Origin of the sequence: Roseibium sp., assembly GCF_050301095.1 — a bacterium.
GTDB lineage: Bacteria > Pseudomonadota > Alphaproteobacteria > Rhizobiales > Stappiaceae > Roseibium.
Window position 1 is genome coordinate 1 of the sequence record NZ_JBNKYW010000027.1, and the last position, 23,949, is coordinate 23,949.

Consider the following 23,949-nt stretch of genomic DNA (forward strand, 5'->3'; position numbering starts at 1 on the left):
CCTAAGGTTGAGAAGACTCCGATGCGAGCAGCCTCTGTCGAGTGGTTCGAGAAGCTCATCCCGCAATTGCCGCCGCGCCTCGCGGCCCTGCTTGCCTTCCTGGCGACCACTGGCTGCCGGATATCAGAGGCTTTGTTTGCAGATTTTGACTTGGAGAAACGAACCGCCGTGATCGGCTTCGACAAGCGCGGCCAACCCAAGATCGTCGAGTTCCCGATCTGGGTTCAGGTGATGATCGCCAACTTGCCCGAGAGCGAAACGGCCTCGATCTTCGGCTATGCCGAGCGCCGAAGCGTTTATGAGACCCTGAAGCGCGCCTGCAAGAAGGCGAAGGTCCCCTACCTGACACCACATCAGGCAGGGCGGCACACCTTCGCCACCAATCTGCTCAAGGCGGGCAAGTCACTGGCCTTCGTCAAGGACGCCGGGCACTGGTCCTCGGGCCGTCTCGTGATGGAGACCTATGGTCACTTGGAGCACTCGGATGTTCGCAAAAGTGCGACGGAAGTGGGGGAAAATTGGGGGAAACTGGTGAGTAAGGCTTCTAAGTAATTGGTTTCATTAAAACCTACACTCCCTTAGCAGGGGAGCGCCTTCGACCACTCGGCCACCTCTCCGGTCAGTCCCGTTTAGTGGCGACAGCCTTTGGAAGCAAGCCCTTTTTCTATCCCAAGGCAGTTTTTCCACGCCGTCCGCACGTGCCTTTAATCGGCGAAATCGTCAACAAATGCACCGCGCCTTGCAGAACGTCCAAGTCGAAAGCGGAACAGGAAGCGTGAGATGGTTCTCAGGTCCGGAAGTGGTATCAGAGGCTGCGGCACGGGCTCTCGCAATCCTGTCCCCAGGCCGCAAAAGCCTCAAAAATTGTATTTGCCTTCGACCAGCAGCCCGTAGCGCTGGTAGGTGTCGTCGTGCTTGATGATCGTTCTCTGGAAATCGGATTTCAGCCACCAGTACCGGCCGCCCATCGCCATCTGCCAGGACGGGGTCAGATTGACATTGAGCATGGCGTCCGCCTCAAAGCCATAGGTATAGGCGCTGGTTGCTTCCTGGACCTGATGATAGCTCCAGGGCACGGCTGCCAGATCCGCCGACCAACCGAAGCGATCCGTGAAGTCGCCGCTGGCGGCAACACCCATGCGAATGGCATGCCACGTATTGTCAATCCGGAACAGATCGTCCGAGTATTTCGCAATGATGTGATCCGACAGATATTGGTAACCCACAAAACCGTCGAGCCTTGCGTTTCCGGGCTGCCATTGCGCCAGCTGCCAGCCGCCATCAACGGTTATGTACTTCAAAGCGGTCGATTTCAGGCTGTCCGACTTGCGGCCGTAATAGGATTGTTCGCCTCCGGAATTTTTGCCAAGACCGACATATCCGCGCGAAAACGCGTTGCTTGTCGTGTCTTCCAGGCGGAACGTCAGTTCGGCCGAGTGTGCGCTGCGGTCATCTGTGTCGATGGACCGGGAACTGTCGACCGAGATGTCATAGCTCGACTGGCTGTACCAGTACCGCAGCCCGAGACTTCCGCGTAGAACAGACCGGTTGAAATTCAACTGACCGTCCGGAGCAGGGTCCGCGGAGAACGCCGGAATTGGCAACAAGAAGGCGGACAGGAAAATGGCAGCACGCTTGAACATGGCACGAACTCTCTGAAATACCTTGGAGTTTTCACTCAATCGGCCATGAGCTTATTTCCGTTTATGGTTAAGAGCGCGTGAACAAAGACACACTTTTTCCGTGCATGCATGCTGTTTCGGCCAAGAATGGTTCCTGTCAATTCCGGTGGATCTTGCGCTTTTGGGATTATCGCAGCCGGTCAGCCGGCCTGCGCCTTGGCCTGTCAGGGGACAACACGCCAGCCGCGCGGCCGATATCCGTTTCGGCGGCGCGTTCGAAGTGGAGGCAATGCGGCGACAGGCCGTCCGCGCCGGCGAAGCGGAACCCCAGATACTCGGCGATGCTCCGGGAGGCGGAATTGTCGCGGCGGATGGTCAGCAGGACCGGTCCCGCCGGACAGCGCCGGAGCAGCAATGACAGCAGCCGGCCGGCAATGGCCTTGCCGTGCCCCCTGCCCTGGAAATCCGGATGGACGAAATAGCTGAAACTGGCATTTTCAAGCTTGCCACCACCGATGATTTCACCATTCCTGACGTAAACATAAAGTGCGCCGGAGCTGCCGCGCAGCCCTGTCTCGACATACCTTTGGGCACTCGAGGCCGGGTCGAGGATCAGCGTGGCGGACACATCGGGCCTGCCGACGATCGCCAGCACCGCCTCTCGGTCACCGGGATGGGCAGGCCGCAGGCGTATCTTCATTTCTTTACGGACAGATGCACGAAGTCCGGATCCCGGTTCTGAACAGACCTGACGATCTTGAACACCGTTTCGTGCCATTTGCTCGGGGCGATGTTGGTCATCGATGCCATTCCACGTTCGGCAAGATGATCGAGAATGGCGATCAAGGCCCTGTACTGGTTCTGCGTAAGATGGAGCCTTTCGGGGTGCGCGCGCCAATAGGCGAAAAGATCCGTCTCACTCTTGAACGAGTTGCAACGATGGTGTGCCGACATGATGTTGGTTCCGGCGTTGTACTCCTCGTTGGTCATGTACTCGTTGTAGTCTCCGAGAAACTGGTCTCCGGTAACGATATGGTCTTCCGTGGCCCCTTCCCAGGGCATATGTCCAAAGCAGATCGGGCAGTAACCAAGGGCGGATTTGTCGCCCATCAGCACGATCCCGAAGTCAAACATGTTGATGTTGGAGGATTCGCCCGCGCTCGTGACGTGGCCTGCGGGATTGTAATATTTCCGGGTCAGCTTGTACGAAGATTCAGCCATGTCACCTCCCATTCGACCCCGTGGTCTTGCCGGCTGGCACGCCTGCCGGAAGCTCCCGGGACAGCCACCTAGAATTGTCCAAACTCCCCAAGCTTACCCTAAGTAACATTCACCCGTCAAAACCACAACGCGTCTCCACCACAACTACAACCAGGTCCGGAAGGATCATCTCTGCATTGCCCCATGCAAGTGCAACGGGGGTTATCCGGACCTTCGTTCAATGCTCCGCTTGTTCTCCTTTGAATCGGACAGGCCTGCGCGGGCACCACAAATCCGACACAGATTTCGGCTTCAGATTGCAGACAAGAATTTCGGCAACGGAGCGAACCGGTGGGCTACGCGGGCACGGCAGGCTTCCATCACCTGATCGCGGACCGCTTTCCCTGGGCCTGTGCGATCTGGATGCACCTTGCATTCCTGGCACTGCTGTCCGGTGTGGCAACCCAGACTATGCACCGGTCATCTGCGCCGGCCCCGATATCGGTCGAACTCATCTATCAGCCTCCGGCACCGGCTTTGGAGGATCTGTCCGGTCCGGCCAGGACGGGGCAACCTGACACGACTGGGCTGACTGAAGATGCGCCGACGGATTCGCTATCGACTGCAAGGGTTCGGGATGTGCCCCAGCCTGACATTCCCGCCAGATCCGGCTCCCGCGCCCCGGCTGAAGCTGAAACCTCGCCCACGTGGGTGACCGCGACCAGTCTATACGCCGCAGGTGTCCTGAATGATCCGAGGTCACAGGAAGCGCGGATCAAACTGGCGACACTTACAAGCGCCGATCAGGCCGACCAGATCTGCGCTCTTGAGGCGATGGAACAGGTGCGGAATGCTTTTCCCGGCTTTCGGCCGACGCGGGTCTCTCCGCATGCCTTCCGCAACAGTTACCGGAAAGGCAATGTGGTCCACGCCCCGGCAGCAGCGCTCAGGAGCAATCTGGTCTGGTATGAGATTTCCTACAATTGCGTGCTCGATCGGACCGGCGGGACCGTCAAGAAGTTCGAATATGCTTTTGGGAAGGAAATCGACCGTGCACTCTGGGACGAGTTCGGTCTTGCCCCGGTCCACTAGGGACCGCCCTATCAAATTTGTCAGGGCTACGCTCGGCATGAAGACATGTTAGGCTTCGAGAAATGTATTAAACACCCTTGCCAAAACGTCGGAGGCTTCGCCTTCGGCGTAAGATGCGGAAAAACGCACGAGGACCCATCATGCGCCTTCTCCTGGCCGCAGCCCTGCTTCTGTCGGTCCTGACGCCGGCCGGCGCCTCGGGTGTCCTGATCGTCACCGAGGAACTGCCGCCCTACAACTACCAGGAAAACGGCGATGCAAAGGGAATGGCGACAGAGGTCGTCCAGGCAGTACTGGAGGAGACCGGGGTCGACGCGAAGATCGAATTCTACCCCTGGGCGCGAAGTTATCGACTTGCCCAGACAAGAAAAAACACTCTGATCTATTCCATGGCCCGCATCCCGGAGCGGGAGGATCTGTTCGAATGGGTTGGCGTCATCACCCCTGTCGCAACATCGTTCTTCAAACTGGCCGCCAACAAAGAAATCAAGCTCAACTCCCTCGAGGACGCGCGAAAATATTCCATCGGCGTGTCGCTCGAAAACGTCAATTATCTCTATCTCAAGGGAAAAGGCTTCACCAACCTGGAACTGGTGGGGGAGGACCTCCTGAACATGCGCAAGCTTGCACACGGGCGGATCGACCTGGTGCCGTTCGACGAAGCTTCCTTTTACTATCAGGTCCGCCGGGACGGCATGGACGCGGCGATGTTCGAACCGGCTTACCGGCTGGAGGACCTCTCCCGTTTTCTCTATATGGCCTTCAGCAAGTCCTCCGACCCGGACTTGATTGAGCGGTTCCGGCAGGGCCTTCAAAGTGTCAAGGACGACGGCACTTACGACCGCATCCTGATGCGCTACTCGCTGATGAACTAAAGCATGTTCCATTCATCAGCCCGCAATCGGTGGCAGCGACCGGCATGCGGTGACATGCCTGGCAGCGCTTGCCTTCAGGTATACCGCTTGCAGTTGGGGAGACATGGTTGCGGATCGTTCAGAGCCAATCGGGTCCGGCCCGAAATTTCCTGCAAGTTTGCGCTGGATGAAAACGACGGAACCGTCACCGGCCTGGAATATGCGCCGGGAAGGGAAATCGACCGGTCACTCTGGAACGAGCACAGTGTTGCCCGGTCCGTTGACGGATATGGGGCGAATGGCAAATAGAAATGAAAATTCCGGACGCGGCAGCAAAACACCTGCCGCGTCAGTTGAACATGTCCGGTTCAGGTGCCGTAAGGCCGGCAGCCCTGCCCCGCATCAATGCATCGACAGCCATTCGCGGGCCGAACGCTGCGCCTCGGCAATCTCGGACGGGCTCATTTCGCCGGAGATTTCCTTGCGATACCGGACGGCTTCCTTGTTGCCCTTCAGGGCTGCGATGTTGAACCACTTGTGTGCGGTAACAAGATCTGTACTGCCGTGACGGCCGCTGGCGCTGTCGAGCCCCATCTGGAACAGGATATCGGCGGTTACCGGCTTTTCGCCCATGATGGCCATATCGGCCGAATGCATTTCAAAACGAGCCATGATGCTCTCCTTTCGTCCTCTGTCAGACTTTTCGGAGCACCCCTGCTTTCCCTGAATGCCGGCGTCTGCTCCGCTCCCAAGAAACGCCATGCATATGCGGAAAATTCCGCTGCGTTTCTTGAGGTCCACTTCAGCAGCAGCAGTTAAAAGGCCCGTTAATAGACAGGTTTAACGCAATCCGAATAAAGATTTAATCAAGTCTGAAATTTACGGGACGGTAAGCATCAGTTCCGAAATTCTCTTTTGTTATCAATCACATTCTTCGAAAATTTGACAGGGCCCGTCAATATTTCGTTCACCATGGATTCGTTTCTACGCTTTCGAACCCTTTCTCATGGCAATGGCTGAAACCGCCGCCACCGTTTGGCGCCTTTGGAAAAAACCTGACATGTGACGTAGGGAGACGGGTTTTCAGCAAGGGAAAGACTCTTTACCTTCCGCTTCCGTAAACGGAATGTATTCACCTTGGGAGGAATGAATGCTGAAACCCTGTGTGGCGGCGGTTGCAGCGGCCGGCCTGTTCGTGATCACCACGGCGCAGGCCCTTGCGGCCGATGCCAGGGGCGACTGGGTTCGCCCGAACGGCGCCTCGAAGATCCGCATCACGTCCTGCGGCAAGTCGCTGTGCGGCAAACTCGTCTGGCTGCGTGATCCGCGCAACGACACGGAGAACCCGGATGTCTCAAAACGCAGCCGGTCCTTGCTCGGCGTTCAGATTGTCCGGTCCATGCAACCGACCGGCAAGGCGGGCCAATGGAAGGGCAAGGTCTACAACGCCGAGGATGGCAAGACCTATACCGGTTTCATCGAACTGACCTCGGTCAACAAGCTGAAGCTGGAGGGCTGCGTGATGGGCGGGCTCATTTGCAAGGGCGAAACCTGGAACAGGGTGGAATAGCCTTCCCCTATTTGCCGGACCTTTCGATCCGGCAAATCCTCCGCCGCAATTTCCGGTATGAACGTGTGGCGCAATCATTACCGGTAACGCGGCGGGGGAATAAAAGCCAGGCTCCTGGGTGGAGAGCTATTTCTGGCCGAACAGGATGCTCTGGGCCTTCTTGTCCTCCGCAATGACCAGCTTGTGCTGATCGTCCGCCCCCACGGCCAGGCCTCTTTGCACCCCTTCACGCGCCTGCAGACGGTCCAGCCAGCCCTTGACGTCCGGAAACTCTTCCAGGTCGATCCCTTGCCGCTGCCAGCGCAGGGCCCAGCCGAGAATGGCCATGTCCGCGATGGTGTACTGCCCGGCGGCGACGTAGTCCCTGCCCTCAAGACGGCGGTTCAGTACCTTGTAAAGCCGGTGGGTCTCGTTGAAGTAGCGTTCAATGCCGTATGGCACCTTTTCAGGGGCATAGTGTCGGAAATGATGGTTCTGACCGAGCATCGGACCGAAGCCGCCGATCTGCCACATCAGCCATTCATCGGTCTCGACACGCTCGCGCTCGTCCTGCGGATAGAACTTTCCGAACTTCCGGCCGAGATACTGAAGTATGGCGCCGGACTCGAAAACGCTGATCGGCTCACCGTCCGGTCCTTCCGGATCGATGATCGCCGGCATGCGGTTGTTGGGCGAAAACGACAGGAAATGCGGATCGAATTGTTCGCCCCGGCCAATATTGACGTATTTCACCTCATAGGGAACACCCAGTTCCTCCAGCATGACGGAGATCTTCCAGCCGTTCGGTGTCGGCCAGTAATAGAGGTCTATCGGCTTTTCCTGGGATACTGTCATCGAAGTCCCCTGCTCCCGTTGGCATCTCTTGTGGTTCAGAAGACTTCAAAAGACACGCTCAGACAAACATCTTCTTGTACCCCAGATGACTCTGATCGTAACCAAGCCTCCGGTAAAAGTGGTGTGAGCCTTCCCTTTCCCTGTTGGAGGTGAGCTGGACCATGCAGGCACCGGCCTCCCTTGCCAGCGCCTCGGCCCTTTCCATCATCGTGCGGCCGATGCCGGTGCCGCGCCGGTCCGGGCGCACATGCACGCTTTCCAGCTGGACACGCGGGCGTCCCTGGAACGCAAAGCCCTTCAGAAAATGGATCTGAAAGGTTCCGACCACCTCGCCGGTTTCATCGAGAGCGACATAGATGTCCGCCTCGGCAGCTTCGCGCAGTGCGTCGAAGGCCGGCCGGTAGTCCTGCCAGTCAGCAAAATCCTTGCCCGCACGCACGCTGGTCGCCCCGGCGTTGACGATGGCAACGATGTCGCGAAGGTGTTCGGGGCGGGCTTTTTCGACGGTAACTTGCTTGCTCATATCTTCCGAACCGGATTTGAATGTGGCAAGGGAAGGCCAAGCGGAATTCGCTACCGGCAAACCGGTGCAGCGGGATCGAGTTCCGCGACGCCCCACCAGGTGGTGCGCCAGCCCTTTTCCCTGAAGAGATGCGGCCAGGCGCCTGTCAGATAACGAACGGAAGCAGGTGCGTCCGCTTGCCAGAAGGCGGCCTTTGCGAAGCGGTCTCCCGCAGGAACCTGCGGTTCCCTGTCGCCCTCTTCCCAAACGAAGAAGCACTTTTCACGCGGCGGAGTTCTCGCTGGAATGGCCTTGGTGACAAGACGGGCCGTGGGAAAGAGAACCCGCAGATTGCCGCCGGTGTAGCCGTTGTCGGCTATCAGCGTGGCATTGGCCGCGCCGAGTTCCGACAGCGGGACTTTCAGATCGGCATAGGGCTTCATGTGGCGGCACTTGCCACCGCACCAGAATTTGTCCGGGGCGATCAGGCCGGGCACCCGGGCGGCGAAAACCACCGCTACGAGGGCAACCACGATGACCGCCAGCCATCGCCATTGGCGCTGGAAGCCGAAGCGTTCAAGATCGGCGAAGAGAAAGATCGGCAGAAGCAGCAGGAGCGGGTGCATGTGCCGCTCTTTGACGTAAGTCGCCCCTGTCACCACGATCATGATGGCCGTCAGCGCGATCATGATCAGAACCGTGCGTCCGCAAAAGCGGGCAACATCGTTGACGGCCGGCGTTTGAGGTGCCTTCTTTCCGAGGAAGCGCGGCCAGAACAGCAAGAGAAGCAAGGGCAGCAGCGGCACGGAGAAACCCAGCAGGCCGAAGGCCAGTTTGCCGAGTCCCTCCCCCGCCCGCACGATGTGCGAGGTCTCAGCCGTTACCCCCATGGTGCGCGACATGGATCCGAGCAAGGTCATGCCATCGCTCAGGATCCACCAGGCATAGGGACTGTAGACAATGGCCGCCGCCAGTGGAGCCAGCAGAAGTCCTGCAAGACGAAGCCTCGGACGCCACACCCGGTCGCTCGCCGCCGCCAGGACCAGCGCCAGCACAAAAAGCGGGTAGGAATGCTTGGCAAGAAGCCCGGCCCCGGCCACAAGGCCGAAGAGCAGATAGAAAGAAAGCCGTCCGGTCTCCAGTGCCTTGATGAAGAGGAAAGCGCTCACCGCGCAGGCGGCCGTCAGCACCACGGTGTGGGTTACGCCCTCGTGCAGGTTCCAGCCAAACTGGTAATAGAGCGAATAGGAAAAGGCACAGAGCGCGGCGAGCCGCGGATCGGAGATCGCCTTGCGGGCGATCAGGAACAGAAAAAGGGCTGCAAGAGAGATCAACCCGTATTTGACAAAGAGCGCCGCCTGGATCGTCGGCCCGAAGACCTGCTGCGAGGACCACAGCAGCCACTCGTAAAGCGGCGGTTGGCGCAGCATGTAGCCGGGCTCCAGCGTCTGCACGAGAACATTCTCGAACATGTCGTCGGTGCCGAGCACTGGCGTATTGAGCGCCCTGAGCAGGATATGCGACAGCCCCCAGAGCGCCACGATGGCCCAGACGCCGAGGGGCGTTGCGTAAAGCGGAATACGATCGGATTTCGAATTCGGCATTGAGACTTATTTTCCAACGCTACGCTTTGGTCTTGGCCGACCCAGTGGATCCACCACTTTGACACGCCGGCCAGGAAAACCTTCATACTCCCGAATGCTCGATTTGCCCCTGCGATCCGTAACAAAAACGGTGAAATAGACAAACTTCCCAAGTGTGAAATAACGCGCGCGAAAGCAGGAGAAATCCCTGCGGACGACGCCGTTTTTCAGGCAAAAGGAAGAAAACCCGGCCTTGTAGGCCTTCAAGGCATCCAGAAAATTTCGTGATGCCAAACCATGGGTGACAGAGCCGTTGAGGAAATCTACTTCAATGCAGTTGTCTGCGTTTCCGGCTGCTTCTGCAAAAACATCTGTCGACCAATGGCCGATGACAAAGCCGAGGCCACTGGCCAAAGAGGCTGCGTAGTTATGCGCCACTGCCAAGAGCCGATTATGCCTCATTCAGCCCTCTCAGGTGAAAGCTCAGTCCAGAAACGTCCAGCTGTCCGCGCCGTCGAAATGCCTCAGACCGATAGCCTCGATGGTGCCCGGTTCCGCCAGCCTCAGGTTGACCGCCATGCGGCCCTTGCCCTCGCCCTTGATGGCTTCCCAATGGGTGGTACAGCCGCAGGTCCGGCAGCTGTGGAAGGCCAGATCCTTGTCGCCCCAGGAGTAGGCAAGCGTCGCATCGGCGGCCGCGGATACGGAAACCGCGCCGACTTCGCCGTGGCCCCAGACCGTGCCGAGACGGCGGCAGATCGAGCAGTTGCACATAACTGCGTGGCGGGGCTGCGTCTTCATTTCGTAAGACACAGCACCGCAATGGCAGGAGCCGGTGATGGGCAGATCGACGGACGTGGTCACTCCCTCACCGGCCATATTATTCCAGTCCGATCTTCTGTTTCAGCATGTCGCTGACGGCCTGCGGGTTGGCCTTGCCCTGGGACTGTTTCATCACCTGGCCGACAAACCAGCCGAGCAGACCCGGCTTTGCCTTGGCCTGTTCGACCTTGTCCGGATTGGCGGAGATGATCCCGTCGACGATTGCCTCGATCGCGCCCAGGTCGGTGACCTGTTTCATGCCGCGGTCCTCGACGATCTTCGCCGGGTCGCCGCCTTCGGTCCAGACGATCTCGAAGAGGTCCTTCGCGATCTTGCCGGAAATGACGCCGTCCTTGATGAGATCGACGATGCCGCCGAGTTGCGCAGCGGAGACCGGGCTCGTCGAAAGGTCCTTGCCTTCCTTGTTGAGACGGCCGAACAGCTCGTTGATCACCCAGTTGGCGGCAAGCTTGGCGTCCCTGCCCTTGGCGACTTCCTCGAAGAAATCGGCGGAAGCCTTTTCGACCACCAGAATGTCCGCATCATAGGCGGAGAGGCCATAATCATTGATGAAACGGTTCTTCTTGTCGTCCGGCAGCTCCGGCAGGTGCTGGGCCAGATCGTCGACGAAACCTTGCGTGAATTCCAGCGGCAGCAGGTCGGGGTCGGGGAAATAGCGGTAGTCGTGCGCTTCTTCCTTGGAGCGCATGGACCGTGTTTCGCCCTTGACCGCATCGAAGAGGCGCGTTTCCTGATCGATCTCGCCGCCATCTTCCAGGATCGCCACCTGACGGCGGGGCTCATATTCGATGGCCTGACCGACGAAGCGGATGGAGTTGACGTTCTTGATCTCGCAGCGGGTGCCGAACTCGCCGCCCGGACGGCGCACGGACACGTTGACGTCGGCGCGCATGGAGCCCTGGTCCATGTTGCCGTCGCAGGTGCCGAGATAGCGCAGAATGGTGCGAAGCTTGGTGAGATAGGCCTTGGCTTCGTCAGCCGAGCGCAGGTCCGGCTTGGAGACGATTTCCATCAGCGCCACGCCCGAGCGGTTCAGGTCGACGAAGGACATGGTCGGGTGCTGGTCGTGCAGGGACTTGCCGGCGTCCTGTTCAAGGTGCAGGCGCTCGACGCCGATCTCGACCTGTTCGTCCGGCATGTCGAGCAGGATCTTGCCTTCCCCGACAATCGGCTGTTTGAACTGGGAGATCTGGTAGCCCTGCGGCAGATCGGGATAAAAATAGTTCTTGCGGTCGAAAACCGACTTCAGGTTGATTTCCGCCTTGAGACCGAGGCCGGTGCGGATCGCCTGACGAACGCATTCCTCGTTGATCACCGGCAGCATGCCTGGCATGGCCGCATCCACGAGGCTGACGTTGTTGTTTGGATCGTTGCCGAATTCGGTCGAGGCGCCGGAAAATAGCTTGGCTTCGGAAGTCACCTGAGCATGCACTTCCATGCCGATCACGATTTCCCAATCGCCGGTCGCGCCCTTGATGAATTTCTTCGGATCGGGTGTGCGTACGTCGACAATCGTCATGTTCGTCAAAAATCCTGTTCTAGTCTTTCCACGCCCTGTCAGGCAGCTGTGAGGAATTGCTGCGGCGCGAATATCTGGCCGTTTGATGACCTATTCGGGAATTGCCTTGCCTGCAAGGATTTCCTTGCAGGAAATGCCCGCTTTCGCACAGGCCGAAGCCCTTTTGACGCCTCACAGCGGCCGTTCAAGGCGCAGGAAGGATAATCAGCTCTCTTCTGAGGTCATCCGGGGATGCCTGGCCCTGCCCGTGCGCATGATGAATCCGATCAGGACGGCAACCGCCTGATAAAGCTCGATCGGAATTTCCTGGTCGATCTCGATCTGGGAGAGCGCTTCGGCCATCATCGGGTTTTCCTCGATGGGCACACCGGCTTCGCGCGCCAGCTTCTCGATCTGTTCGGCAACCGACCCTGCCCCCTTCGCCGTCACGACCGGAGCGGCGTCATTGTCGTATTGAAGGGCGACAGCCAGTTTCTTGCGCGGTTTTTCCTCTTCGCTCACTGGGACATCCTCATGACTGTCTGTCGATCAGCGCGCCGGATCTGGCGGCGGTTCTGGGCGGAAGGCCCCGGATGAGCCGGAATTCCTGAAGGTCGAGTCCGGCATCGGCAAAGGCGGCCTCCATCGTCTCCCGCAGGGCGTTCAGGTGGTCGAAGGTTTCCTTCCTGTCGACCCAGAGGCTGGCGTAGGTTCCGCCGCCGCGCAGGCTGATCGCCGCTTCCAGTGGACCCGTCGCGGTCAGGTCGAGCGCAAACCGCAACCGCCAGGCCGGTTCGTGTTCGTCTTCGCCGTCCTTGCCGCCACCATCCCTGCCGACCTGCATCTGCATCACTCCGGTCTCCTGACCGAGGGCAATCGGCAATTCCAGCACCAGATCCATCGGCCGGGAGGCATGACGCGGACCGTCGTCCTTGGCGAGCCCCGAGTTCACAAGCTGGGTAAGCCGAATGCGGGCAAGGGCGGAATCCGTTTCCTGCAGCAGGGACTTCAGGTTCTGCGCCGTGTCACCAGCCCAGAATCCTCCGCCGCTTTGTTGGGCCTGTCCACGCGGGGCACCATGCCTGGAAGGCGTTACCGGTTGCCCCGCCGGGCGGTTGATACGGGCTTCGGCTCCGAATTGCTGCAACAGCGACTTCAGGGACAGCAGCGCGGACTTCAGGTCCGGCAAAGGCTGTTGTCCTCCGCCCGGCGACGGCAATTGCGCTTCCCGGAACTGGCCGGAAAGACGCACAGCAGCCTGCAGGTCCTTGCCGCTCAGATTCGCTGACGGATTGAGCCGCAGACCAAGGATCTGCTGCATGGCTTTCACCACCGGATCCGGCAGGGAGACCTTGCCTTCCGAACGGGCGCCGACCAGCGCTCCGATCTGGGCGAACAGGTTTCCAAGACCAGCCTGCTGTTCGGCCAAGGGCCCCTGCAGGTTTTCGGCGATCTGCCTGACCGGTCCGGGAGGTCCCTTGGAAATGCCCTGGCTGTCTCCCGGCATGGGCGCTTTCCCCGGCATCGAGGCATAGGGTGGCGGCACTCCTGCCCGCGCCAGTGTTGTGTCCTGCAGCACCGGCCTTGCCGCAGGCGCGCTGACCGTCCCCCCTGCTCCCGGTGACGCAAGCTCCGGTCCACGGGGAAGGCCTGTCGGCACCGGGCCGGTCCGCGCGGTTTCTGCAGAGTTGGAGCCGGACGCCAGCAACCCCGCCGAAACGGGATTGGTCTGCCCTTGTGAGGAAGTTGGTACGGGGGATACCGGCCGGCTTGCGGCCTGATCAACCCCTTGCGGAACATTGGCAGCCGGGTTTGCGGTTCCCCCTGACTGCGGCCGGGAAGCTGACATAGACGCGGTGGAGTGGCCCGGTTGGGCAACTCCTTGCCCGCCAGCCTGTGGCGCCGATTGCACGGTCGGACCTGCTTGTATTGCCGTTGCAGGCGAATATCCCGATTGCGGACCGGGCGCAACTCGGCCCGGGACAGCTCCCGTAACTGTTGAAGCAGCGGGCGTTCCCGCAGCCGGTTGCTGCGGTCCCTGGGCGGCAGCTCCGCCAACCGATTGCCCAGGTCCCGGTTGAAGTACTGGCTGCGCCCAGGCGGCCGGCCTCCCCGGGGTGGAATCGGAGGATGGCACCGCAGGTTCCCGCGACGGAGGCCTCGCCGCAGGTGGCGGTTGGAGGGCGGCCCCGGTGTTTGCGCCAGAGGCCCCACCAACGGAAGTGCCGGTCGCGCCTGTAGAAGTGCCGGTCGCGCCTGTAATTGTGTCCGGACGGGCCGCCGACGAGGATGCCCCTGGTGTGGTGAGCGTGGCGCCGGGTTGCCCGGAAGCGGAGGCCTGCGGCGGACCGGCAGGTGCAGCGGTCGAGGTGATCGGCACCGGCGATGCTTGCGAAGCGGAACCTGCCGGCGCCGGGCTTGGCGCCCCCACCGGAGGCGGGACAGCCTGATTGCCGGTGCTGACGGTCAGGGATGCCAGCTGGCCCTGCGCAGGGACGGTCGGATTGCCCGGAGTACTGCCTGAAACGGCGGTCCCGCCGGGAGCCTGGGGCGGTTGGGGAGCTGTCTCTCCTGCCGGCGCGGCCGGTTGGGGGGAAACGGGCAGCGTCTGAACGAAATGGGTCAGGGCGGGCGATGGTCTTGGAAGGGCGGGTTGCGCACCCGGGGTTTGCGCCGTTGCCGAGTTGGCCGGGACAGTCGGGCCACCGGCCTGACCGCCCGTTTGCTGAGGTGCGGATGCCGGCCCCTGCGGCGCACCGGATACGGTGATCTGGATGGCGGGCTGCTGCTTGCTGCCGGTGACCGTTACCGTGACCTCGGAACCGACCGGCAAGGGTGAGGCAACGCGCAGGTCGACCCTGGCGTCGTTGGACGTCAGGCGAACGACGCCGCCGGGCAGGTTCGCCTCAACGCGGGCCTTCAGTTCCGTTCCCGGCTCCAGCCCCTCAACAACAGGACTTCCGCCGCTTGCCTGCGGGAGCGGTTGTGCGCTCACCGATAGAACCATGCCAACATCTCCGGATGCCAGAAGCGCAAAAGGACAGGTCCGGCGCCATGCAGGACTCAGGGACGCAAAGTATGGCCGCTTTCTTCAGGCTTGCCCAGCCTTGACCCTGATCAAGGTTTCGCTCGCCCGCATCAGGCAAGATGTATTCATTCGCCGGGAAACTGTCCGGGTTTCCGGCCCATGAAAACGCCGAGCGATCGCAACGCGACGCGACGCGAACTGGCCGAAGGAGAACAGCGTGAACTGGATGGACCGCCTCAACGAACGCGCTGAGCTGATGGGACGAATGTTACGAACCATCGACGCCATGAAGTCTGTACCGACAGGCCTTCATGCCAACATCGAATTGCGCTCGGCAGCCATTCGCTGCATCAATTGCAGGGAAACCGAAGCCTGCCGCCAATGGCTGGACAGCCACGAAGACGGTGCCGAAGCGCCGATGCAGGAATGCCCGAACGCACACCTGTTCAAGAACTGGCTGGAATCCTGAGGAGCACCACAAGCACAGGACGCCGGCAGGCAAGCAGGCGTCTTGTGTGCTCTCTTTGGAATTACGCCTTTTTCCGCTTCCCGTTGACCCAATAGGCAAGACCGCTTGCCGCCAGGCCGCCGACGAAGCGGAAAGGGAACATGGCCAGAGCTCCGGCATCCTGCGAGATCGGCAGCGGCACATGCACCAGCCCTGCGACGGCCTCCAGAATGAGGGACAGGGCCGCGGCCGCGAACGCCGCGATCCAGAGTTTCTTCGGATGATCCGCCCGCCATCCCAGATAGGCCCCGATCAGCAATGCGATCGGGTTAAGCAGACCGGACAATTCGAAAAGATCGAACCAGGTATCAGAGAGTGTCGTCATGCGCTCCTCATACCGCCGCGCCGGTCAAAAAGCGAGGGCACTTTTTTCAAAGATCGGTGCCGCAGCAATTGTTAAAAAGCCCGTCCCTGCGCAAGCATCGCAGGCCATCAAGGCAGTCCTCGCTATCGTCGGCCTCCGAATTAAGCCGTGTCGTATAGAACCGCGCACAAGTCGCCGTGATTTTGTTTTTCAAGCCTTTGTGCTACCTTAAATAAAGGGAGAATAATTGCGACCTGCCGTTCGCGGCCAATATTTCCAGAAGAAAAGAATTTTCGGCCATGTCCTTGCTTGCTCCTACCCAGTCCGACGACCCAACCATAAATTCTCTAAGTCAATCGGACCGCCGGCTGGCCATTTTGTGCAAGTCCTGTGGACGCTTCCGCTACATGAACTCCGCGCGTTTTGCGGGAGACAAAAAGGTGTCCGCCGTGAGCGAAACCCTCACCTGCGGCACTTGTGGCTCGCGCGACGTCAAGGCACTCGCCGTTTCCCGCAATCCGGAAAACGGATATTGGCCGGCAGAGCACAGCTGAAGCGCTTGAGGGCCTCTCGGCTCCAGTCGCAAAACAGCAACAGTTGCCATCAGAACGTAGGCTTCTGGCCCGCTTGCAGCAGGCGCAGATTGTTCCCGTCCCCGCGTCCATGTTAATTGCGCCCTTGTCTGAATGAAGAGGTTTTATGCGCGGATCACGCGAGACCCGTTGATCCCCGGCTGACATCTGCCGGGGCTGTGAACACCGGCGCTGCATGCGGTTTGCTGCAGCGGCTGCGTCAGTGCATTCAAATTCAGGCTTCTCAAATTCAATGGATATTTCCAAGGCCGAGCAGCAGGTCCTGCACCTGCTGGCTCAAGGCGGCTGCATTCTCGTGGAGAAAGACGAGGACGGCCGTGTCGTCAAACATGAAACCGTTACCCGTGACGGCTGGTATTGGGGCGGGTGCTCGCAGCACCTGTTCCGCAAACTCAAGTACAGGCGTCTGATTGCGTCCAGAAACAGCGGTCCCTACCGGATCACCCGGCTCGGATTGAAGCGCGTCAGGGCGCAGTTGGACAACAGGTAACTCGAGATTGGTTGAATAACCGGACTTGGCCGGGGTCTGTGAGGCGGATCCCGGCCGGCAGTCCTTCACTGAAGCCTTTCATTCGACATCAGGCCTGTCGCCCAGCAGATAACGTGGACCCCGCCCGTGGCGGGAGGCCGCGTCCCCCGCGTTATAGAGCTGGCAGGTTTTCATCGAAAGGCAACCGCAACCGATGCAGGCATCCAGCTTGTTGCGAAGCGCCGTCATGCGCTCGATACGCTCGTCGAGATGCTTGCGAAAATCCCTGCCAATCCTGGTCCAGTCCGCCTTGGTTGGCGCCCTGCCCTCGGGCAGGCGACTGAGCTGAGCCGCGATTTCCGCAATCGAAAAACCGAATTCCTGCGCCACCAGTACAAAGGACAGGCGGCGAATGTCGGCGCGCAGGAACCGCCTCTGCCCTCCGGAATTTCGCGCCGGATGAACCAGGCCCTTTTCCTCGTAGAACCGGATGGCGGAAACGGAAAGTCCGGTACGATCCGCCAACTCGCCGATCGAGAGAAAGTCAGTTGCCCTTATAACCTTATTCAAATTTTATGCTTTCTGCTCTTGACCTCAACCTTACTTGAGGAATTATCTCCGGTGTCTGCTTCAAGTCAATTCTTGAGAGGACCCAAATGAGCACTGCATTTCTGGAACATGTGAATGTAACCGTCAGCGATCCGGAGGCCACGGCAAAACGGCTGAACGAGTGGTTCGGCTGGGAGATCCGCTGGCAAGGCGACAGCCTGGGAGGCGGCACGACCTATCACATCGGCAACGAGACGAGTTACATCGCCGCCTATACGCCTCCAAAGGCCACATTGCCGGTCAGGGACGAAAGCTACAGCCACCACGGCGGCCTCAATCACATTGCCGTTGTCGTCGATGACCTGGATGCCACCGAACAGCGCATTCTGGCGGGCGGCTACAAGACCCGCAATCATGCCGACTACGAACCCGGCCGAAGGTTCTACTTCGATGACGACGACGGCATCGAATTCGAAATCGTCAGTTACACGGACTGACGTTCAAATGAAACGGGCGGCCATTGGCCGCCCTTTCCGGTTATCTGTTCTCCGCTCAGTGCCCCGTCAGCACCAGCGTCTGGATCGGGTAGAGCAAGGCCTGCAACCGCAGGATCATGGCATGCACCAGACCGACCGTGTCGACCGCATGCAGGAAGATGAACTCCCCGGTGCCGATCTCTTCGCCGGACGACAGCCGGTCGTGATTGCTGGTGTAGGCATTCACGATACAGACCGCTCCGGGCGGCAACTCCCTGAGACCGTCTTCGTAAAGCGGTTCTAGCAGCGTCGTGATGGTCGATGGTTTGACGGTCTGGCTCGTGTCGATCAGCGTGCTTCCCGTGCTGATCTGACCGGACGCCAACTGGGTCTGGACGTCGGCAACCACCAGCGGAATGACTTTGAAAGGCAATGCTCCGCAAAAAGCCTCCGCAACCATGCCCGGCTTAATCACCTGTGCTTCGATCTGCCCGAAGCCAGCCACAATGCGCTCCCTTTGCGCGTCGGCCGGGATGAGAATACCCGCTGGCCTCATGAAGGGATTGACTATGTCGCCGCGCCGCAGGAGGAACTGGGTGACCGTGCCATCCACACCGGCATAGACCGTCATCTTGTCAAGTTCGACCTGTGCCTCCGACAGTCTTGCCTGTGCGCTTTTGAGCTTCGCGGGCAGCGCCACGTCGAGCTTTGTCTGGACGAGTTCCTGCTGCGCCTCTGCCGCCCTCAGCGCGCCGCTGCGGGCATCTACCGTGTTCTGCAGCTTCTCGATGTCCCGCTCACTGACGACATTGGCATTGCGCTGATAAAGCTCCTGCCGCGTGTCCAGCTCGTCCTGCGCCTGCTTCAACGACGCCCTGGCCTGATCGACCTGGGCGTTGGCAACCGCCAACTCACCTTTTGCCAGCTCAAGTTCACCCTCGATCTCGACGACCTGCTGCTGCGCCGTGACAACGTCTGCCTTCTGCCGGCTGCTGTCGAGCTTGAAGATGGGATCACCCGCCTTGACCTGCGTTTCGAGTTCGACCGGCACGAAGGTTTCCACAACCCGCCCGGGGCTCTCCGGCATGATGGGAATGGTCCGGAAAGTGCTGACCGCCGTTACCGCGGTCGGATGATAGTAGAAAATCAACGTGATCAGGGAAACCGTCAGCATGAGACAGGTGACGATACCGTAACGCAATTCGAACCAGACAGAATAGAGTGTGATTTCGTGCCCGATGCGCTTGCCCTGCACATAGCGGCGGAAAAGAAAATCCGGCAGAATGGTAAGCAGCGAACAAAAAAGAAGTTCAAACATTTACCCGTCCCTCCCTTCCGGTGAGACGTCCGCGCGCGCATGAACGCCGGAGACATTTGTCTCCGTGGGCGGCGATTGGGTCGCGTCCGGATCGGAAGAGACTTCGGCATCTCCGGTCCCCACTTCCGGTTCGCCTGAAGCCATTGCCGCAGGCGGCGTGACGGTCCGGTTCGAGATCCGGTTCAGCGAGGCGGCAATGGAATTGATGGGAGCGGCAAAATCGGGCACCGGAACGAAGGCAAGCAGAAGAGCTGCGACCCAGAAAACGGTGTTGTGCGTGAACAGCGCAAGCAAGCCCAGCACGGCAACGAGCTCGAACTGAACTCGGTGATGCTTGTGCGCGAGGCGCTCCGGCAGGGAGTGGAGGTGCAGATAGAAGGTGCCGATGAGAATAACCCCAACAATGAGGACGATAGTCATGATCGTCATCAGCGGATCACTGCCGTCGGCCCCTGGCAAGAAGGACGGAAGATGATGAGGCGCAAGTTCGTGCGCGTGTTCGGCCATTCCCCACTCCCTGGTTGTTGAACGTACAACCTGAAGAATTACACGCCGCGACGAGACAATGAAAAGGAAAGTCGACTCCGGGTGCAAAAAAATAGCAACCGTTGCGCGCCACGAAGGCACAGGAGGCTGCGCGCAAGGCGCGCAACCTCGCTTTGTTTCCTAGCGGGGCGCCATGCGGATCGCGCCGTCGAGGCGGATCGTTTCGCCGTTGAGCATGTCGTTCTCACAGATCGCCTTGACGAGCTGGGCGTATTCCGTGGCCTTTCCGAGACGCGACGGAAACGGCACCTGCTGGCCCAGCGAGTCCTGAACTTCCTGGGAGAGGCCGAGCAGCATCGGCGTCTCGAACGTTCCGGGGGCGATCGTCATGACGCGGATCCCGGACTTGGACAGGTCCCGGGCCACGGGGAGCGTCATTCCGGCGACACCTGCCTTGGAGGCCGCATAGGCAACCTGACCGATCTGGCCGTCGAATGCGGCGACCGAGGCGGTCGACACGATCACGCCGCGTCCCCCGTCCGCAGTGACCGGGGGGAGCGCGGCCATGCCGGTGGCGGCGATGGACAGGCAGCGGAAAGAACCGACAAGATTGACCGCGATCACTTTCTCGAACATGTCCATCGGGTGCGGTTCACCGCGGGAAGTCGTCTTGGCCACCGGGGCGATCCCGGCGCAATTGACCAGGATACGCTCCTGGCCATGAGCCGCGCGGGCCTTTTCGAAACCGGCCTCGACGCTCTCCTGATTGGTGACATCGACTTCGGCAAACAAACCGCCGATTTCGGCAGCCAGTGCTTCGCCCTGCTCCGCGTTCCGGTCGAACAGGGTGACCTTGACCCCTTCGCCTGCCAGCATGCGCGCCGTTGCAGCCCCAAGGCCGGATGCGCCACCGGTCACGACGGCGGAAAAAGAAGAATCCAGTTTCACGACAGCCTCCTGTTTCTTTAATTCATTGTAATTCAACGAATTTTATTAGATCAATTGACGAAAAGGTCAATTTGCCGGGCAAAGTGGCCGAGTTCAGGGCGTCGGTCAAGCCTATTCGCACAGACTTCCGGAAAGCACGGTTGCCTGACCGGAGGTTTCCCGTCCGCCGCTTATGGAGGAGCGGCCAGCGTTAATCTGCAAAGACAACCAGATCGAGTGGCCTCTCGACTCCGGCGACACTGATGGCGGGCCGCTCTTCGGCAGCGGGCTCGCGATATCCTTGCGCACGCGCCAGTTCCCAGGTGGCCCGGTCGGTCAGGGCTTTCGACTTCTGCACCTTGTTGGCGTCCTCGAGTTTGGCCGCCCGGTTCACCGCGTCCCCGATGACCGTGAATTCCAGCCGGTTTCGGGATCCGATCACGCCGACGGTCACCGGCCCTGCGGCAACCGCCGTGCCGACCCTCAGGGAGACCGGCCACCCCGCAGCCCGGAAGGCTTCCTGATTGGCTTCGACGGCGGCCACCAGCCGGGACGCCGCCTTGAGAGCGTCGGCGGCATAGGTTTGCGAAGGATGGACCGCCCCGAAGGTTGCCAGGATTCCATCTCCGAGAAACTTGTCGACCCGGCCACCTTCCTGGTTGATCACCTCCACGGCGAGGTTCTGGTATTCGGCCAGAACCGCCAGAACGGTTTCGGGCGGCAGTGTTGCCGAGGTTCCGGTGAAGGAGCGGATGTCGGCGTAAAGGATCGCGGCCTCGCGCAAGCTCCCCTCACCCGCCTGCAACGCCGTATCCGCACCGGTGATCGAGGCAGCCACTTCGGGGGCGAAAAATCGGCGCAGATCCGTCGCTGCCGCATGTTCTCTTGTTGCCTCGATCAGCATGGATCGGCCGCGGTAAAGCGCAACGGACAGGATGATCGTCACCGCAAGGATGACGATGGTCTTGTCGAGTTCGGCCCCGATCAGGATCGTATTGCCGGTCAGATATTCCACATAGTTGCGGGTCACCCGCATGTGATCCATGTCGGCAAGGGCGGCATAGAAAACCAGCCCCAGCCAGCCGGCCATGGCAACCAGCCCGGTCGTCAGCACGAAGCGCGGATCGAACCGCAGCGCGCGCAGACCGATAAAGATGAAAACATACATCAGCGTCGGGGTCTTCAGATAGAAGGTCGGATGCTGGTTGTACTGGATGTGGAAGGAAAAAATCAGGCCGACCAGCAGCGCCATGTCCACGCCGATCGAGATCAACAGATACCACCGCGGCAGTTCGAACCTGTAAGACAGGAAAAGGCGCAACACGGTGAACAGGAAATAGGCGCCCAGTGCAAAGGGCACAAAATTGAACCCTGCGGACCCTTCGGCACGCGGCGCAATCGCGTAAAGGGTGGTGAAGAAAAGAACCAGCCCCAGTTGGATCCAACCGATCAGCCGCTCGGAGGTCGCCTCGCGTGCGCGTATCTCCGCCCGGACCCGGTCAGGAATTCCGGTTTCGGGCGGCCCGCCCCGAAGAATATGGAGTACGGTTTGCTGGAATGGACTCATCATGTCTCAAGCGCTTGATGCGAACCGTCGCGAACAAGGAAACATCAGATGGACGCCTTGATCATGACGGTTCGCATGAGTTGTCCGAGTTTCCTCTCTCAAGGGAGAAAGCGCAATAAGCCGCGCGCGAAAGTGAGACCGGTTTGAACATCTGACTTTCATCGGCTTTGACGGCGGTGGAGTTGGACCCGGCAGCGAGTTGACCCGGCTGCGCCAGTTTTTTTCGCCGTATGGTCCAAATGGATCATGCAATTGATGCATACACGCTGTAAACAACTGCTGGTCGCATCGTGTGGCGGGAGGCAACGGTCTTTCAAGCTGCTTTCAGTCACTTTCCGGTTGCGCCAAAAGGGTTCCCGCACTCTGCAACCGGCGGGCGGCCATTTTTTATCAATTACTTTTTCAGGCGGCCGATTGGGCCGCCTATTTTTTGGAACGTTCAGGGCCGCAGGATCATGCCTTCGCTGGCAACCAGCGTTCCGGGATAGGCGTCCTGGGCCGCGAGACCGATTTCGTCCAGCTCATCGTCGGAGCGGCGCGGATCGTGATGGAACAGAACCGGCGTCTTCACGTTTCCTGCCTTTGCGAGCTGGAGCGCCTTTTGCCAGGTCGAGTGTCCCCAGCCCTTGTAGGTCTCGTATTCGTCGTCCGTGAACATGGCATCATAGATCATGATGTCCGCGTCTTTCACGAAGTGCGGCAAATGGGCATCAATTTCGGGATCGCCATGCTCGTGGTCGGTGATGATACAGATCGATTTACCGTGATATTCAAAACGGAAACCGCAGGCACCGCCCGGATGATTGAGACGGGTCGTTTTGATTACAAGATCGTCGGAACGCGGGATCGGCTGCCCGGCTTCGAAGGACTTGAACTCGACGGCTTTCAGCGTCTTGGCGGCTACCGGGAAAATCGGCGGCGACATGATCCGGCTGACGATATCGATCAGGCTGGTTTCATCCTGGAAATGGCCGGCCCAGGCCGTCACTTCGAAATTCGGATCATAGGCGGGTTTGAAAAAGGGCAAACCGCAGATGTGGTCGAGATGCGTGTGGGTGAAGAGCAGGTCGAACGAACGCGCCCCGCAGCTGCACAGCTCCATTCCGAGGTTCCGCGCGCCAGAGCCGCAATCCACGAGCACCAGGGCATCGCCTGCACGGATTTCAAAACACGCTGTTTCTCCGCCGTATCGAAGCGTATCTGCCCCTGGCGTCGGGGTTGACCCCCGGGCGCCCCAGCAGCGAAGCAGGAATTCCTCAGCCACGTATCACTCCCTAACCGCCGGACGCACCCCGGCGCGCGTCCGCCAGGTCGCGGGTCGTGCGCTCGAGCCGCAAGGCCAGCGTCCGCATGACCTCCAGCGAGATATCCGGAAATTCTTTCAAGAGTTTCAAGAAATCGTCTTTGGAAACAGTCAGGACATCCATGTTGGATGCCGCAACAAGGCTCGCGGTACGAGGAACGTCGCAGAGAATGGCGATTTCACCGACGATCGAATTTTCCGATGCCTCGGCGACTTTCTTCTCGCCTTCCGGCGTATTGACCAGAACGTCCGCGGTCCCTGAGAGAATGATAAAGGCGCAATCGCCTTCCTCGCCCTGGTTACAAAGATGTTCACCAGCCGGATATTCGGTCCGGTCGCTGATGAAGGCCAGGAGACGCAACTTGGTTTCGTCGATCCCGTGAAAAAGGGGCACCTTTCGGAGAGCTTCTACCTCAGCTTCCAGAGTCATCTTTTCCTCCCCGGCAGGTTTTGCTTTTCAAAGCCTGTTTGTTTTCGACCGCGAGAGCGAATCCAGTAGACTCGCGGCTCGCCAGTATTGCCTGCCATGTTCTTACCCTTTATCTGAAATTCGTCCCTGATCCAAAACAAACTGCTGGTCGAATTCGGCAGCAATGTCGGCGTTGGACGTTCCAAATAGGAAAGTCTTACCTGAAAGTATTTTTCGCAGACCGTCGCGCAAAGCTTTGTCGTCTTCTGTCATACCGGTAGCAATATCATCCAATATGGTGATTTTTGCGTTTTTCAGAAGGCCTCTGACCAAAGCAATACGCCGGCGCTGCCCCGCCGACAGCCGGGACCCCGCAACCCCGACGTGATACCCGAAGCCGGCATAGATGATCGG

General features: G+C 59.8%; 29 protein-coding genes. 8 read left to right on the top strand and 21 right to left on the bottom strand.

Annotated features, from left to right (window positions below):
• The coding region (locus ACQY7U_RS01630) for a tyrosine-type recombinase/integrase (protein WP_428641301.1) at window positions 1-552 on the top strand (552 nt) is incomplete at its 5' end.
• Between the two features lie 305 nt (window positions 553-857).
• On the opposite strand, the gene ACQY7U_RS01635 is transcribed toward ACQY7U_RS01630, so the two are convergent.
• From ACQY7U_RS01635 to ACQY7U_RS01645, 3 genes are all read right to left on the bottom strand, one after another.
• A complete protein-coding gene (locus ACQY7U_RS01635; protein WP_428641303.1) occupies window positions 858-1,643 on the bottom strand; it encodes a hypothetical protein in 786 nt (261 codons plus the stop codon).
• Between the two features lie 166 nt (window positions 1,644-1,809).
• Window positions 1,810-2,322, bottom strand: coding sequence for a GNAT family N-acetyltransferase (locus ACQY7U_RS01640; protein WP_428641305.1), 513 nt, complete (start codon window positions 2,320-2,322; stop codon window positions 1,810-1,812).
• Window positions 2,319-2,843 (bottom strand): hypothetical protein, encoded by a 525-nt coding sequence (locus tag ACQY7U_RS01645; RefSeq protein WP_428641307.1) that lies wholly within the window; start codon window positions 2,841-2,843, stop codon window positions 2,319-2,321. The genes ACQY7U_RS01640 and ACQY7U_RS01645 overlap by 4 nt, the downstream gene beginning before the upstream one ends.
• A 330-nt stretch (window positions 2,844-3,173) precedes the next feature.
• Here ACQY7U_RS01645 and ACQY7U_RS01650 point away from each other — a divergent pair, with 330 nt between their 5' ends.
• Both ACQY7U_RS01650 and ACQY7U_RS01655 read left to right on the top strand, forming a co-directional pair.
• Window positions 3,174-3,914, top strand: coding sequence for a DUF930 domain-containing protein (locus tag ACQY7U_RS01650; RefSeq protein WP_428641309.1), 741 nt, complete (start codon window positions 3,174-3,176; stop codon window positions 3,912-3,914).
• A gap of 140 nt (window positions 3,915-4,054) precedes the next feature.
• The gene (locus tag ACQY7U_RS01655; RefSeq protein WP_428641311.1) at window positions 4,055-4,789 is read left to right on the top strand and encodes a substrate-binding periplasmic protein; all 735 of its coding nucleotides are present in this window, start codon (window positions 4,055-4,057) and stop codon (window positions 4,787-4,789) included.
• A gap of 381 nt (window positions 4,790-5,170) precedes the next feature.
• On the opposite strand, the gene ACQY7U_RS01660 is transcribed toward ACQY7U_RS01655, so the two are convergent.
• Window positions 5,171-5,410: a hypothetical protein gene (locus ACQY7U_RS01660; protein WP_428641353.1), complete on the bottom strand. Its 240-nt coding sequence runs from the start codon at window positions 5,408-5,410 to the stop codon at window positions 5,171-5,173.
• A 508-nt stretch (window positions 5,411-5,918) separates the two neighbouring features.
• Between ACQY7U_RS01660 and ACQY7U_RS01665 the strand changes: the two genes are divergently transcribed.
• Window positions 5,919-6,338: a DUF2147 domain-containing protein gene (locus tag ACQY7U_RS01665; protein WP_428641313.1), complete on the top strand. Its 420-nt coding sequence runs from the start codon at window positions 5,919-5,921 to the stop codon at window positions 6,336-6,338.
• 126 nt (window positions 6,339-6,464) lie between these two features.
• Here the strand turns inward: ACQY7U_RS01665 and ACQY7U_RS01670 are convergent, their stop codons facing one another.
• The 8 genes from ACQY7U_RS01670 to ACQY7U_RS01705 form a co-directional block, all read right to left on the bottom strand.
• Window positions 6,465-7,172 carry a glutathione S-transferase N-terminal domain-containing protein gene (locus ACQY7U_RS01670; protein ID WP_428641315.1) on the bottom strand — a complete coding sequence of 236 codons (708 nt, stop codon included), beginning with the start codon at window positions 7,170-7,172 and terminating at the stop codon, window positions 6,465-6,467.
• A gap of 58 nt (window positions 7,173-7,230) precedes the next feature.
• Window positions 7,231-7,695, bottom strand: coding sequence for an N-acetyltransferase family protein (locus tag ACQY7U_RS01675; protein WP_428641317.1), 465 nt, complete (start codon window positions 7,693-7,695; stop codon window positions 7,231-7,233).
• A 50-nt stretch (window positions 7,696-7,745) separates the two neighbouring features.
• Window positions 7,746-9,278 (bottom strand): ArnT family glycosyltransferase, encoded by a 1,533-nt coding sequence (locus tag ACQY7U_RS01680; protein ID WP_428641319.1) that lies wholly within the window; start codon window positions 9,276-9,278, stop codon window positions 7,746-7,748.
• Window positions 9,279-9,284: 6 nt separating this feature from the next.
• The gene (locus ACQY7U_RS01685; RefSeq protein WP_428641321.1) at window positions 9,285-9,719 is read right to left on the bottom strand and encodes a hypothetical protein; all 435 of its coding nucleotides are present in this window, start codon (window positions 9,717-9,719) and stop codon (window positions 9,285-9,287) included.
• Window positions 9,720-9,740: 21 nt separating this feature from the next.
• The gene (locus tag ACQY7U_RS01690; RefSeq protein WP_428641323.1) at window positions 9,741-10,136 is read right to left on the bottom strand and encodes a GFA family protein; all 396 of its coding nucleotides are present in this window, start codon (window positions 10,134-10,136) and stop codon (window positions 9,741-9,743) included.
• A gap of 1 nt (window position 10,137) precedes the next feature.
• Window positions 10,138-11,619, bottom strand: coding sequence for an Asp-tRNA(Asn)/Glu-tRNA(Gln) amidotransferase subunit GatB (gene gatB, locus ACQY7U_RS01695; RefSeq protein WP_428641324.1), 1,482 nt, complete (start codon window positions 11,617-11,619; stop codon window positions 10,138-10,140).
• Between the two features lie 204 nt (window positions 11,620-11,823).
• Window positions 11,824-12,120 (bottom strand): EscU/YscU/HrcU family type III secretion system export apparatus switch protein, encoded by a 297-nt coding sequence (locus ACQY7U_RS01700; protein ID WP_428641326.1) that lies wholly within the window; start codon window positions 12,118-12,120, stop codon window positions 11,824-11,826.
• A gap of 10 nt (window positions 12,121-12,130) precedes the next feature.
• Entirely contained in the window at window positions 12,131-13,177 is a 1,047-nt protein-coding gene (locus ACQY7U_RS01705) for a flagellar hook-length control protein FliK (RefSeq protein ID WP_428641328.1), read from the bottom strand.
• Between the two features lie 613 nt (window positions 13,178-13,790).
• Here ACQY7U_RS01705 and ACQY7U_RS01710 point away from each other — a divergent pair.
• Window positions 13,791-14,048: a hypothetical protein gene (locus ACQY7U_RS01710; protein WP_428641329.1), complete on the top strand. Its 258-nt coding sequence runs from the start codon at window positions 13,791-13,793 to the stop codon at window positions 14,046-14,048.
• 804 nt (window positions 14,049-14,852) lie between these two features.
• Window positions 14,853-15,095 (top strand): DUF6455 family protein, encoded by a 243-nt coding sequence (locus ACQY7U_RS01715; RefSeq protein ID WP_428641355.1) that lies wholly within the window; start codon window positions 14,853-14,855, stop codon window positions 15,093-15,095.
• Window positions 15,096-15,156: 61 nt separating this feature from the next.
• On the opposite strand, the gene ACQY7U_RS01720 is transcribed toward ACQY7U_RS01715, so the two are convergent.
• Window positions 15,157-15,459 carry a phosphatidylglycerophosphatase gene (locus tag ACQY7U_RS01720; protein ID WP_428641331.1) on the bottom strand — a complete coding sequence of 101 codons (303 nt, stop codon included), beginning with the start codon at window positions 15,457-15,459 and terminating at the stop codon, window positions 15,157-15,159.
• An 804-nt stretch (window positions 15,460-16,263) separates the two neighbouring features.
• On the opposite strand from ACQY7U_RS01720, the gene ACQY7U_RS01725 reads away from it, so the two are divergent.
• Window positions 16,264-16,521: a YjhX family toxin gene (locus ACQY7U_RS01725; protein ID WP_428641333.1), complete on the top strand. Its 258-nt coding sequence runs from the start codon at window positions 16,264-16,266 to the stop codon at window positions 16,519-16,521.
• Window positions 16,522-16,599: 78 nt separating this feature from the next.
• Here the strand turns inward: ACQY7U_RS01725 and soxR are convergent, their stop codons facing one another.
• The gene (soxR, locus tag ACQY7U_RS01730) at window positions 16,600-17,070 is read right to left on the bottom strand and encodes a redox-sensitive transcriptional activator SoxR (RefSeq protein ID WP_428641335.1); all 471 of its coding nucleotides are present in this window, start codon (window positions 17,068-17,070) and stop codon (window positions 16,600-16,602) included.
• Window positions 17,071-17,156: 86 nt separating this feature from the next.
• Between soxR and ACQY7U_RS01735 the strand changes: the two genes are divergently transcribed.
• Window positions 17,157-17,546 carry a VOC family protein gene (locus ACQY7U_RS01735; protein WP_428641337.1) on the top strand — a complete coding sequence of 130 codons (390 nt, stop codon included), beginning with the start codon at window positions 17,157-17,159 and terminating at the stop codon, window positions 17,544-17,546.
• Window positions 17,547-17,601: 55 nt separating this feature from the next.
• Here the strand turns inward: ACQY7U_RS01735 and ACQY7U_RS01740 are convergent, their stop codons facing one another.
• The 7 genes from ACQY7U_RS01740 to ACQY7U_RS01770 all read right to left on the bottom strand — a co-directional run.
• Window positions 17,602-18,843, bottom strand: a complete 1,242-nt coding sequence (locus ACQY7U_RS01740) for an HlyD family secretion protein (protein ID WP_428641339.1) — start codon at window positions 18,841-18,843, stop codon at window positions 17,602-17,604.
• Window positions 18,844-19,350: a hypothetical protein gene (locus tag ACQY7U_RS01745; protein WP_428641341.1), complete on the bottom strand. Its 507-nt coding sequence runs from the start codon at window positions 19,348-19,350 to the stop codon at window positions 18,844-18,846. It abuts the gene before it with no gap.
• Window positions 19,351-19,509: 159 nt separating this feature from the next.
• Window positions 19,510-20,277 (bottom strand): SDR family NAD(P)-dependent oxidoreductase, encoded by a 768-nt coding sequence (locus ACQY7U_RS01750; RefSeq protein WP_428641343.1) that lies wholly within the window; start codon window positions 20,275-20,277, stop codon window positions 19,510-19,512.
• Window positions 20,278-20,467: 190 nt separating this feature from the next.
• Window positions 20,468-21,826 carry an adenylate/guanylate cyclase domain-containing protein gene (locus ACQY7U_RS01755; RefSeq protein WP_428641345.1) on the bottom strand — a complete coding sequence of 453 codons (1,359 nt, stop codon included), beginning with the start codon at window positions 21,824-21,826 and terminating at the stop codon, window positions 20,468-20,470.
• A gap of 436 nt (window positions 21,827-22,262) precedes the next feature.
• Complete coding sequence (locus tag ACQY7U_RS01760; RefSeq protein ID WP_428641347.1) at window positions 22,263-23,087, bottom strand: MBL fold metallo-hydrolase; 825 nt, start codon at window positions 23,085-23,087, stop codon at window positions 22,263-22,265.
• 10 nt (window positions 23,088-23,097) lie between these two features.
• A complete protein-coding gene (locus ACQY7U_RS01765; protein WP_428641349.1) occupies window positions 23,098-23,556 on the bottom strand; it encodes a cyclic nucleotide-binding domain-containing protein in 459 nt (152 codons plus the stop codon).
• A gap of 102 nt (window positions 23,557-23,658) precedes the next feature.
• A partial coding sequence (locus tag ACQY7U_RS01770) for an ATP-binding cassette domain-containing protein (protein WP_428641351.1) occupies window positions 23,659-23,949 on the bottom strand: 291 nt, incomplete at its 5' end.

Coding starts and splice junctions, on each gene's coding strand:
- ACQY7U_RS01735 (WP_428641337.1), top strand. CDS start 17,157: ATGAGCACTGCATTTCTGGAACATGTGAATGTAACCGTCAGCGATCCG.
- ACQY7U_RS01740 (WP_428641339.1), bottom strand. CDS start 18,843: ATGTTTGAACTTCTTTTTTGTTCGCTGCTTACCATTCTGCCGGATTTT.
- ACQY7U_RS01690 (WP_428641323.1), bottom strand. CDS start 10,136: ATGGCCGGTGAGGGAGTGACCACGTCCGTCGATCTGCCCATCACCGGC.
- gatB (WP_428641324.1), bottom strand. CDS start 11,619: ATGACGATTGTCGACGTACGCACACCCGATCCGAAGAAATTCATCAAG.
- ACQY7U_RS01660 (WP_428641353.1), bottom strand. CDS start 5,410: ATGGCCATCATGGGCGAAAAGCCGGTAACCGCCGATATCCTGTTCCAG.
- ACQY7U_RS01715 (WP_428641355.1), top strand. CDS start 14,853: ATGGACCGCCTCAACGAACGCGCTGAGCTGATGGGACGAATGTTACGA.
- ACQY7U_RS01765 (WP_428641349.1), bottom strand. CDS start 23,556: ATGACTCTGGAAGCTGAGGTAGAAGCTCTCCGAAAGGTGCCCCTTTTT.
- ACQY7U_RS01640 (WP_428641305.1), bottom strand. CDS start 2,322: ATGAAGATACGCCTGCGGCCTGCCCATCCCGGTGACCGAGAGGCGGTG.
- ACQY7U_RS01655 (WP_428641311.1), top strand. CDS start 4,055: ATGCGCCTTCTCCTGGCCGCAGCCCTGCTTCTGTCGGTCCTGACGCCG.
- ACQY7U_RS01665 (WP_428641313.1), top strand. CDS start 5,919: ATGCTGAAACCCTGTGTGGCGGCGGTTGCAGCGGCCGGCCTGTTCGTG.
- ACQY7U_RS01670 (WP_428641315.1), bottom strand. CDS start 7,172: ATGACAGTATCCCAGGAAAAGCCGATAGACCTCTATTACTGGCCGACA.
- ACQY7U_RS01685 (WP_428641321.1), bottom strand. CDS start 9,719: ATGAGGCATAATCGGCTCTTGGCAGTGGCGCATAACTACGCAGCCTCT.
- ACQY7U_RS01725 (WP_428641333.1), top strand. CDS start 16,264: ATGGATATTTCCAAGGCCGAGCAGCAGGTCCTGCACCTGCTGGCTCAA.
- ACQY7U_RS01755 (WP_428641345.1), bottom strand. CDS start 21,826: ATGATGAGTCCATTCCAGCAAACCGTACTCCATATTCTTCGGGGCGGG.
- ACQY7U_RS01635 (WP_428641303.1), bottom strand. CDS start 1,643: ATGTTCAAGCGTGCTGCCATTTTCCTGTCCGCCTTCTTGTTGCCAATT.
- ACQY7U_RS01680 (WP_428641319.1), bottom strand. CDS start 9,278: ATGCCGAATTCGAAATCCGATCGTATTCCGCTTTACGCAACGCCCCTC.
- ACQY7U_RS01745 (WP_428641341.1), bottom strand. CDS start 19,350: ATGGCCGAACACGCGCACGAACTTGCGCCTCATCATCTTCCGTCCTTC.
- ACQY7U_RS01645 (WP_428641307.1), bottom strand. CDS start 2,843: ATGGCTGAATCTTCGTACAAGCTGACCCGGAAATATTACAATCCCGCA.
- ACQY7U_RS01675 (WP_428641317.1), bottom strand. CDS start 7,695: ATGAGCAAGCAAGTTACCGTCGAAAAAGCCCGCCCCGAACACCTTCGC.
- ACQY7U_RS01720 (WP_428641331.1), bottom strand. CDS start 15,459: ATGACGACACTCTCTGATACCTGGTTCGATCTTTTCGAATTGTCCGGT.